We start from the raw sequence: 11,416 nt of genomic DNA on the forward strand, positions 1-11,416 counted from the left end.
TCGTTGAAAAGACCTCGGATGACTTGTGGCTAGCGGTGAAATTCCAATCGAACCTGGATATAGCTGGTTCTCCCCGATATAGCTTTAAGGCTAGCGTCGAGATAAGAGCGCATTGGAGGTAGAGCACTGAATGTATGATGGCCCCACCTAGGGGTACTGAATACAATTAAACTCCGAATGCCAATGTTGTATGCTCGGCAGTCAGTACATGGGTGATAAGGTCCGTGTACGTGAGGGAAAAAGCCCAGATCATCAGCTAAGGTCCNNCAAAATCTATTCTAAGTGTGTAAGGATGTAGAGTCGCTTAAACAGCTAGGAGGTTGGCTTAGAAGCAGCCACCCTTTAAAGAGTGCGTAACAGCTCACTAGTCGAGTGACTCCGCGCCGAAAATGTACCGGGGCTAAGAATAGTACCGAAGCTATGGATTCATTTATATGAATTCGTTTGTATCAATGAGTGGTAGGGGAGCGTTCCAACAGGGATGAAGGTAGACCGTGAGGACTGCTGGACTGGTTGGAAGTGAGAATGCCGGTATGAGTAACGTTTGAGGGTGAGAATCCCTCATGCCGTATGACCAAGGTTTCCTGGGCAAGGTTCGTCCACCCAGGGTTAGTCAGGACCTAAGGCGAGGCCGATAGGCGTAGTCGATGGACAACAGGTTGATATTCCTGTACNNTGACACATTGAGTGATGGAGTGACGGAGAAGGCTAGTGTATCCTGGTAATTGGATTCCAGGCTAAGCACAAAGAGGGTAAAGTTGGAAAATCCGCTTTGCACAACCTTGAAGTGTTATGGGGAGTGAACGCTTAGGCAAGTAACGAAGTACATGACGCCACGCTTCCAAGAAAAGCTTCTAGCGATAATCAGTGTGTTACCTGTACCTAGAACGAACACACGTGGTCGAGGAGAGAATCCTCAGGCAAGCGAGATAACTGTAGTTAAGGAACTCTGCAAAATGAACCCGTAAGTTAGCGATAAGGGTTGCTCATAGCAATATGAGCCGCAGTGAAAAGGAAGGGACAACTGTTTAGCAAAAACACAGCTCTCTGCAAAGTCGCAAGACGAAGTATAGGGGGTGACGCCTGCCCAGTGCCGGAAGGTTAAGAGGATTTGTTAGTCGCAAGATGAAGCATTGAATTGAAGCCCCGGTGAACGGCGGCCGTAACTATAACGGTCCTAAGGTAGCGAAATTCCTTGTCAGGTAAGTTCTGACCCGCACGAAAGGCGTAATGATCCCTTCGCTGTCTCGACTACAGACTCGGTGAAATTTTAGTACCTGTGAAGATGCAGGTTACCCGCAACTAGACGGAAAGACCCCGTGGAGCTTTACTATAGCTTGATATTGGGTTTCGGTATAGCATGTATAGGATAGGTGGGAGACGTAGATAGAGAAACGCTAGTTTTTCAGGAGTCGCCCTTGGAATACCACCCTTGCTATATTGGAATCCTAACCTAGATCTGTAATCCAGATCAGAGACAGTGTCAGGTAGGTAGTTTGACTGGGGCGGTCGCCTCCTAAAAAGTAACGGAGGCGCCCAAAGGTACCCTCAGTATGGTCAGAAATCATACGAAGAGCGCAAAGGTATAAGGGTGCTTGACTGTGAGACTTACAAGTCGAACAGGAGCGAAAGCTGGGCTTAGTGATCCGGCGGTCCCGAGTGGAAGGGCCGTCGCTCAACGGATAAAAGTTACCCCGGGGATAACAGGCTTATCTCCCCCAAGAGTTCACATCGACGGGGAGGTTTGGCACCTCGATGTCGGCTCATCGCATCCTGGAGGTGAAGACGCTTCCAAGGGTTGGGCTGTTCGCCCATTAAAGCGGTACGCGAGCTGGGTTTAGAACGTCGTGAGACAGTTTGGTCCCTATCTGTTGTGGGCGTAGGAAATTTGATGAGATCTGTCCCTAGTACGAGAGGACCGGGATGGACGTACCTATGGTGCTCCAGTTGTCACGCCAGTGGCACAGCTGGGTAGCTATGTACGGAAATGATAATCGCTGAAAGCATCTAAGCGAGAAGCATACTTAAAGATGAGATTTCCCATCCTTTATGGAGTAAGACCCCTTGAAGACGACAAGGTTGATAGGTTGGGTGTGTACGCATGGTGACATGTTTAGCTAACCAATACTAATAGGTCGAGGACTTCAATAAAATGAGTAGTTTAATTGATTTTTAGTTAAAAATTATTTGATATCTATATCTAGTTTTGAGAGGATAATCTCTCTATCAATCACCATCTGGTGTTCATAGCATAGTGGTCACACCTGTTCCCATCCCGAACACAGAAGTTAAGCACTATCACGCCGAAAATAGTTTGCGCGAAAATAGGTAAACGCCAGGTTTAAATAAAAAACCAACTACAAAATAGTTGGTTTTTTATTTTTTTATTTTAATGCTAATAAAAAAACTAAATACCTTAGTATTTAGCATTATGATAAACTTGTTGAACATCATCATCATCTTCTAAATTATTAATTAACTTTTCCAATTTTATAATGTCATCATTTGTTGATAATTCTATTTCACTATTTGGTACCATGTCTTGCTTAATTTCTTCTAATTCTATTTGATCAATTTTTTGTAGTTCTTCTTTTATAATGTTCAGCATTTCGCTTTCACAATAAATAATTTTATAAGTATCATCTTCTAAATTAATGTCTAAAATTTCTAATTCTAATATTTTTTCCATTATTTTATCATTAGTTAGATCTGTTTTAAACACTATACTACCTTTTTTTTCAAATAAATAACCAACAGAATTTGTAGTTCCTAAATTTCCATTACTTTTTTTAAAGTAATTTCTTACATTTGAACTTGTTCTGTTTTTGTTATCAGTTAAACAATCAACCATAATAGCTACACCAAAAGGACCATAGCCCTCATATCTTATTTCGTCGTAGTTATTATTGTTATCTTGCCCAGATGCTCTTTTAATAGCTTTTTCATAGTTATCTTTTGGCATATTAGCAATTTTTGCTTTGTCGATCGCTAATCTTAAACCTGAATTTGTTGTAATATCAGGTCCGCTTTTTTTAACAGCTACTGTTATTTCTTTAATAATTTTTACAAACACTTTAGCTCTTTTTGAATCTTGTGCTTCTTTTTTATGCTTTATATTAGCAAATTTTGAATGTCCTGCCATATACTATCTCTCTCCTTGTTATTATTATAAAAATATCAATTTAATGTTATCATAAATTATATGAGTAATTTTAAAGAAATTGTTAACAATTTAAACATAAACATAAAATTTAAACCATCCGAAATAAAAAAATTTAAAAAAGAAATTATTTTTCCTTTAATGATTTTAGATTTTGAAGCGTATAGATTTTTAAGTACATCACCATATTATATAAAAGATGATAAATGTATTCACAAACCATTTTTAGCAGGTGTTCTAGTGATAAAGAATATAAGTTTTTTTTCAGATAAAAACAAAGACAACTTTAAATATGAACATTTTACTTCTTTAAGAAGATCTGACGATCAATATAAGCCAATCTTAAAAATTTTTAAGCGGTTAAACGATAAAATTGAAAGAAACAAAGTAAAAACAATAATGTGTTTAGATATTAATATGGAAAAAAACATTATAAATTTTGCCAAAACAAAAAAATTTACTTCCAAAACATGAAATAATATAAAGTATATTGATATTTTTAAAATAATTAATAACTCATCTGTTTTTTCATTCAATGATCAAGAGGGTAATTTAATTAATAAAAACAAAGCTGAAAATATTGCTAAAATTTCAGAGGGATTTGATAAAAATTTAAAAAAAAGAATGTAATAATAATTGAAACAATTTTTGAAGAAATTTAGATACAACATATAGTTTGAAAGATGGAGATAAAATATTATTTAATTTTATGAATAAAAATTTACAATGTGTGATTGATAAAAACAAAAATGATATTTTAAAAATTTATTATATTCTTCAAGTTATGTTTTTAAATTTGCTCTAAATGAATAATTGAGAGGATATAATACAAATGAGTTTAATGGAAAAAGATAATGAGTATGCTAATTTTATAATTGAAACAGCAGAAATAAAAATAATGGAATTTATTAAAATCAATAAAAAAGTTCGAATTGAAAATATTTTAGAATATTTTGTTAATGTAAAATTACCAAAAATAACAGACATTTCCTTTATGAAATTATTTAAAAGCATAATGAAAATAAAATATAATAGATTAATTGAATATATGAATAGTCAAAGAATTGTTGATAAGTCTAAAAAATTATCAGATTTTGAAGACTTATTTAAATAAGTGTTATTTATAAAATAAATAATATTTATACTAAATATCTATTAATTTTTACTTAAAAATAAGGTAAAATAATCAAGTAATTGGAGATTTATGAAAAAAGTAAGATCAGAAAAACCAAGAAATAGAAAAAACATGAAGGTTAATCCCTTCTTTTTTAGGTTAGGTTTTATTTTAATTGTTATAATTGCAGCTGTTGTAGGGTTGTTTTTTTCTACAAATAATTATGTTCAAAATGCTGAATTGGGAATTGCTTATTCTGGTGGTTACAATGTTCACATTAATGTATATGACACAAAAACTCCAACAGAAATGGATCGACCAAATGGGGATGCTGAAAAAGCTTTACCTTTATTGCGTGATAAATTAGATCCAATAAATACTGATAATTTTTATTTAAAAGAAAATGGAAAAAATCGTTTAGAACTAACTATTGGTAAACATGATTACGAAGATTTTAGTGATTTAGAAAGTGTTATCCAAAGATTAGGGGCCATTTCCCTTTTAAATCCAAACGGACAAGATTTTCTAGTAAAAGATGGTGAAAGAACACCAGTTAGTGAAGTTATTTCAGGAGCAACTGATGGAACTGTTGAAACTACTAGAGAACCAAAAATTTCGTTAAATATTAATAGTCAAGAAAAGTGAAGTGAAATCCAAAACCTAATAACACCACCAGCTGAAGATGGTGGGCAAGGTGACACATTATTATTTTGAACTGACATAGGTCAATTTTTAGATGAAGTTAGAAGAGACGTTGATAATTTTAGAGACTTTTCTGTTTATATAAGAAACGATATTGATGCATCAGGTGAAACTGCTAAATACATATATGATATTTTTGAAATTATATATTTAGATCAAAATGATAATGTGAAAAATGCTAATATTATTGATTTAGTATGATCTGCTTCAGATGATGAGTTTCGTCAAATATTAGAAGATGAAGATACTAAGTTTTTAGTAACTGCAGATCAACTAACAGTTAATGTTGAAGATAAAACAGATATTAATAATAATTATATTAATAGTATTAGACCATATTTATTAAACATGATCGGAACACCTTCAAATGCTGGTAGTGGTATTACAAAAGAGATTACTGATAAATATAATAAATATATTTTAAATTATTATTCTTTATTAAATCCTGAGAAAGCATCAGGAACTAATTTAAATGAATTTATTACAGAAACAGCAACAGCTGCTCGTGAAGTTAAAAATCTTATTAATGGTGGTTTTTCTGCACTATCATTTAGAGTTGCTGGATGAAGAGAAATTCCTGCGGCAATTAATCAAACATTATTTAAGACATTTGTAATTATTATTGGTGTTATCTTATTATTGATGTTTGTGTATTTAACAATTGTTTATCGTGTATTTGGATTAATTGTTTCGCTTTTAATACTATTAATGATTATGGTTACATTATTCTTTTCATCAGCATTAGGTATTGAGTTAACTCCAGAAAGTATAACTGCAATTTTAATCGCAACAATTATAAGTATAGAAGGTAACATTATATTATTTAGTCGATTTAAAAGAGAACGATATACAAATAAAGTGCCATATTTAGCTTCTATGAAAATAGCTAATAGAAAAACATACACAATTATTTTAGATGCAATTGTAATTGTTTCAATATTTGGTTTTTCTTTCTTCTGATTAGGGGTAAATATAATTAAATCATTCTCAGTTGTTCTGTTAGTTGGTTTATTTTTAAGTTTAATTCTTACATTTATTATTGCTAGATTCTGTTATGTATTTTTAGCTAAAATAAATGAGTCTAAAAACTATAAGTTTTTAGATATTCCGAATTATAATTTATCTTTAAAATGATTTAGTAAACAACAAAAAACAGTTGAAAGGTTTAGTATCGAACACCACGATGTAGAATTAGCTAGCGAAAATATTGATAATAAATTAGTGAATAATGAATTAATTGCGAAAAGCGATATTATATCAGACGAACAAACAACAATTGATAATAAAACTAAAAAGCCATCTAAATTTAAATCATTTTTTACAGTTAAAAAAATGTCGATGATTTTACCTATTATTGGATTCTTATTTATAATATTAGGAACTACATTTGCATTTACTGGAGTTAATAATTTTGATAGTTCTATTAAATCAAGTATTAACTTAACAATTTCTGAGGATTTTTGAAAATACGATAATAATGAAGAAAACATAAGTCACTTAGATAACGCTATTAAAAACAATTATCAACAAAGAGGTGGAAGAGATTTTATTTACGATATTTATATCTTAAATCAAGGTTCTATTAATGAAACTCAAAGAATGATGGTTGTAGAAACTAATATTTCAAAAGGTACATATGAAAGAGAGTTTGCAACATTTGTTGCTGGTTTATATGATGCTTGATCAGAAGATCCTGGATTCAGTTTAACTACAACAGAACCTTCAATGGCTATTTATATTTTAGAAAAAGCTTTAATCACATTAGCGGTAGCTATCGGAATAAACTTTTTATATATAACATTTAGATCAGATTGAGCACAATTTGTTTCATCATTAATATCATCTATTTTTGTTATGTTATTAACTTTATCTTTTGTTATAGTCTTTCAAGTTATTATTAAGTTTGAAATTGTCATAGCAGCTATGTCTGTTTTAATTATTATGTTTTTACTTTCAACATTAGCTTTAAAAAAGCTGAAAGAAAACAGAAAAGCTTTAAAACAATCAGAAACAATTGGATTTTTCAATTCTTTAACAGATCATCATGACAAAATAAAATCATTACAGTTAGAGCATAAAAAAATGCAAAAAGATTTTATATTACAATTAGAAAAAGAAAATCCTGATTTAAAGAAAAAACAAATAATTGTTAAATATAACAATGAAATAAATGAAAATGTTGCATCTTCATTAAAATTAAAAGCTGATAATAAAAAGAAAATAAAATCACTTAAAAAAGAATTTAGCAGTTGAAAATCATCAGAAAATAAAGATGTTCTGCAAAAAGTTGGTACAATAACAATGTATCAACTACTTAAATACTATGTATTTATTTTGGCTACATTTGGAGTTTTATTAACAGTTTTCACAATATTTTCTGGAGCATATTTTGGGTTATACCTTACTGTATTGTTCGGGTTGATTTCAACATTATTTACAATTATTGTTATTTCGATACCTTTATGAATATTCTTACAAAGAAAAAGAGAACTACGTGCAATTAGAGTTGATCGATATTTACAAAATAAAAAAGTTTCGGTTGATGAACAAACTGTTATCGGTTTAAACGATTAATATTAATAGGATTAGAAGGTGTGTTTATGAATTTAAAAGATTATATAATTGAAGTTCAAGATTTTCCAAAAAAAGGAATTTCTTTTAAAGACATTACACCAATTTTAAATGACAAAAAAGCTCTAGCTCATACCATTAGAGCTTTTTCTGATTTTGCAAAAAAAATTGATGCTAATGTAATAATTGGTCCAGAATCAAGAGGATTTTTATTTGGTGTACCAACTAGTTATGATGCAAACATAAGATTTGTTCCAGCTAGAAAGCCTGGAAAGTTACCTAGAAAAGTTTTATCTGAAAGTTATGATTTAGAATATGGAAAAAATATTTTAGAAATTCATAAAGGTGATATTAAGAAAGGTGATCGAGTTTTAATAGTAGATGATATTTTAGCAACTGGTGGTACAATTGATGCTACAATTGAACTTGTGAAAAGATCTCATGCAAAAGTTGTTGGTGTTGGTATTGTTGTAGAACTTACTTTTTTAAATGGGTTTAAGCATGTTGATGAAGAAATAGAAAAATTGTCATTGGTAAAATACTAATATGAAAAAAAAATAGTCCAAACATTACATTTGAAGAAGTTTTACAAGAAATAAAAAAGTATATTTTTCCAAAAGATAAGTTAGAAGAAATTCGTAAAGCATATGAGTATGCTGAAAAACAACATCGTGGTCAAAAAAGAAAAAGTGGTCAAGATTTTATTATTCATCCTTTATGAACAGCTTATTTTTTAGCTCAATGAAGAATGGGTACAAAAACTATTATTGCTGGAATATTGCATGATGTTTTAGAAGACACTCCTTCAACTATGGAAGATATAACACAATTATTTGATGCTGAAATCGCTAGTTTGGTTGATGGAGTAACAAAAGTTAGTTATTTTGCCAAGGAAAATCGAACAAATATTAAATCACAATATTTGCGAAAATTATATCTATCAATGGCAAAAGATATAAGGGTTATTATAATTAAATTGGCAGATAGAATTCATAATCTATCAACAATTAATTTTTTGAAAGAAGAAAAACAAAAAATTATTGCTAAAGAATCTTTAGAGATTTATTCATCTATTGCACATAGAATTGGAATGAAAAATGCTACTCGCATAATCCAAGATCGTTCTTTTGAAATTTTAATGCCTGAAGAGTCTAAAAAAATTCATTATTTATTGGAACAATCAAATGATTCTCTTAAAAAAATTATTGAAAATAAAATTGATGAAATTAAAGAACTTTTAACAATTGAAAATAATTTAGACGTTATCATTAATGGTAGAGATAAATCAACATATTCAATTTATTATAAAATGAATGTTGTGGGTAAAGATTTTTATGATATTCATGATATTTTAGCAATTAGAATTATTACAAAAACAATAGATGATTGTTATCGTGTTTTAGGTTTAATTCATCAAAAATATACACCACTAAGTAATCGTTTTAAAGACTTTATTGCTACTCCTAAAAATAATTTATATCAATCACTTCATACAACTTTAGCTAGTGAAGATGGAGCAATTTTTGAAGTGCAAATTAGAACAGAAGAGATGCATGAAATAGCTGAAGAAGGGGTTGCTGCTCATTGAAAATACAAAGAGGGTGAAAACTACGATGTGGCTGAGAAACAAAAACACATTGATGAAAGATTAAATATTTTTAAGAGCATTTTAGACTTTGAAAAATTAACTGATAATGACATAAAAGATATTGATGCAAATTCTGAAGGTAAAGGAATGGATGTTAATGAATGAGAAAAGATGGTTAAGCATGACTTATTCTCGTCATTAGTTTATGCCTTAACACCTGTTGGAAATGTTATTACCTTGCCTTATGGTGCAACTGTATTGGATTTTGCTTATAAGATTCATTCAGAAATAGGGGAAAAAACAATTGGAGCAAAAGTAAATGGTTCATTTTCTTCTCTATCAACTGTGCTAAAATCAGGAGACATTATTGATGTTAAAACTTCTTCAACACAAACTCCAAATATTTCTTGATTAAAAATAGCTAAAACAACTTCTGCATTACAAAAAATTAAAAGATTTTTGAAAAAAGTTAATGAATCTGATGATGATACAATAAGAATTCAAAACTTAGAAAAAATTAAGTATGCGAAAACAAAAATTGATGAACATATCAAAAAACATAATTTAAAATGAAAATTATTACCAGTTGAAGAGCAAATTAATCGTGTTAACGAAATAAATTACCATGATTTAGATACATTTTTATTAGATGTAGCAAATAATGAGTTTACACCAGAAGAGGCTGTAAATTTAATTTATTTAGATAATACTTCGAATCAAAATGAAAAGATTATTCAAAAAATTCAAGAAAAACAACACATTAAATCAAAATTAAAAGATGATATTATTGTTCAAGGGGCTACAGGAATTAAAGCAACAATTTCACAATGTTGTATGCCGATTCCTTTTGAAAATATTATTGGCTATGTTTCAAAAACAGAAGGTATTAAGGTACATCTGTGAACTTGTGTAAACATTCAAAATGAAAATATTTTGGAACGAAAAGTTGATGTGGAATGAAATGAAGAAGTATGTAAAGATAAAACATATGAATGTGCATTGGCAATTAAAGCTTTTGATCGACCAGGGTTATTGGTTGATTTAACAAAATCATTAAATCATTTACGTATTTCGATTGTAAATATTAATGGTAAAGTGATATATTCTAATGAAGATTTAAAAATTAATATTATAATTAAAGTATCAAATATTGATCGTTTAAAACAAGTTATGAATGCATTAACATCAATTCCTGATATAAAATATGTAGAAAGAGCAATAATGTAAGAGGGGTTTTTATGCGTAAATTAAATTTATATATTAAATTAGCAATTTGAACTACTTTTGCAATTTTTTTCATTGCGAATTTTGTTGTTTTTGCCAATTTAAATAGTAATTTTGAAACTTTTTATAGTTTTTTTTCAAAAAAAAANTTATCATTTAATTTAGATGATTTTAATTTTAACAATTTTAATTCATTATCTGAATTTTTAATATCATCACTTTCATTTGGGGGTTTTTTAAACTTTTCTGATAGTCATTTAGCAAATTTTTACATTATAAATAGTTATGTAATTTTACCTTTACTAGGGTTTGCAACATTAGTATCTTTAAGTTTCTTTATTATATTTAAATTTGGAGTTCATTTAAAACAATTCCGCTGAAAAACAATTAGTAAAGTAAGCAGATGAAATATGTATATTTTCCTATTTTTAGCATTTGGGTTTGGATTGATAGGTTCTATTTTATTATCTTTTGGAAATAATTCAGAACAAATTAATGCGTTTACAAACTTATTGTATAAAGTGGATTATCAAAACCAATTCATTCATAAAGAAAATGGCATTGAATTCATTGTTAATAACTTTAATTTATTGAACTCAATGAGAGTTGGTTTGGGGTTAAATGTAGCACTTCAAGGAAACGGGATATTAAGTATAGGTTATGTATTCTTAATGATAATTACACCTATTTTTGCAATAATGTTTATTATTTCAACTATATCTCGATTTGGATTTAAAACACTATTATCATCGACAGGTAATCAACCATATAATCAATTATTTATTTGATTATCTTATTATAATATTTCTTCATATCGAGAAATTAAAAAAAGAATATATTCAAATACTGGACTAATTGTTTTGGCGATAAGTTTTATTGTTGTGATGATTGTCCCATCAATGATTACAGCTAAAGATTATACAGGAACTAATGCTGTACTATTAATAGTTTCTATTCTATTGTTAATAGCAACTTTTACTCCAACAATTGTTATTTGAATAATGATTAAAACATTGAGAAATTTTCATTATAATTTTTACATGTTATTACAAATGTT

General features: G+C 29.4%; 6 protein-coding genes and 2 rRNA genes (1 of these 8 only partly in view). 7 read left to right on the top strand and 1 reads right to left on the bottom strand.

Annotated elements, in window-relative coordinates:
* Together NPX79_RS03425 and rrf are read left to right on the top strand one after the other, a co-directional pair.
* Window positions 1–2,151: ribosomal RNA gene (locus tag NPX79_RS03425) — 23S ribosomal RNA — on the top strand; it begins 782 nt to the left of the window's first position.
* Window positions 2,152–2,236: 85 nt separating this feature from the next.
* Window positions 2,237–2,341, top strand: a 5S ribosomal RNA gene (gene rrf / locus NPX79_RS03430).
* Between the two features lie 75 nt (window positions 2,342–2,416).
* Here rrf and NPX79_RS03435 read toward each other — a convergent pair.
* Window positions 2,417–3,142, bottom strand: coding sequence for a YebC/PmpR family DNA-binding transcriptional regulator (locus tag NPX79_RS03435; protein WP_381415037.1), 726 nt, complete (start codon window positions 3,140–3,142; stop codon window positions 2,417–2,419).
* 60 nt (window positions 3,143–3,202) lie between these two features.
* Here NPX79_RS03435 and NPX79_RS03440 point away from each other — a divergent pair, with 60 nt between their 5' ends.
* From NPX79_RS03440 to NPX79_RS03460, 5 genes are all read left to right on the top strand, one after another.
* Complete coding sequence (locus NPX79_RS03440; RefSeq protein ID WP_381415038.1) at window positions 3,203–3,790, top strand: hypothetical protein; 588 nt, start codon at window positions 3,203–3,205, stop codon at window positions 3,788–3,790.
* A gap of 175 nt (window positions 3,791–3,965) precedes the next feature.
* The gene (locus NPX79_RS03445; RefSeq protein WP_381415039.1) at window positions 3,966–4,274 is read left to right on the top strand and encodes a hypothetical protein; all 309 of its coding nucleotides are present in this window, start codon (window positions 3,966–3,968) and stop codon (window positions 4,272–4,274) included.
* A 90-nt stretch (window positions 4,275–4,364) separates the two neighbouring features.
* Window positions 4,365–7,550 carry a hypothetical protein gene (locus NPX79_RS03450; RefSeq protein WP_381415040.1) on the top strand — a complete coding sequence of 1,062 codons (3,186 nt, stop codon included), beginning with the start codon at window positions 4,365–4,367 and terminating at the stop codon, window positions 7,548–7,550.
* 26 nt (window positions 7,551–7,576) lie between these two features.
* On the top strand, window positions 7,577–8,092 hold the full coding sequence (locus NPX79_RS03455) for an adenine phosphoribosyltransferase (protein ID WP_381415041.1): 516 nt from the start codon (window positions 7,577–7,579) through the stop codon (window positions 8,090–8,092).
* On the top strand, window positions 8,092–10,362 hold the full coding sequence (locus NPX79_RS03460; RefSeq protein WP_381415491.1) for a RelA/SpoT family protein: 2,271 nt from the start codon (window positions 8,092–8,094) through the stop codon (window positions 10,360–10,362). The genes NPX79_RS03455 and NPX79_RS03460 overlap by 1 nt, the downstream gene beginning before the upstream one ends.
* Window positions 10,363–11,416 lie beyond the last annotated feature (1,054 nt).

Origin of the sequence: Spiroplasma endosymbiont of Anurida maritima (assembly GCF_042465095.1) — a bacterium.
Taxonomy (GTDB): Bacteria; Bacillota_I; Bacilli_A; order Mycoplasmatales; family Mycoplasmataceae.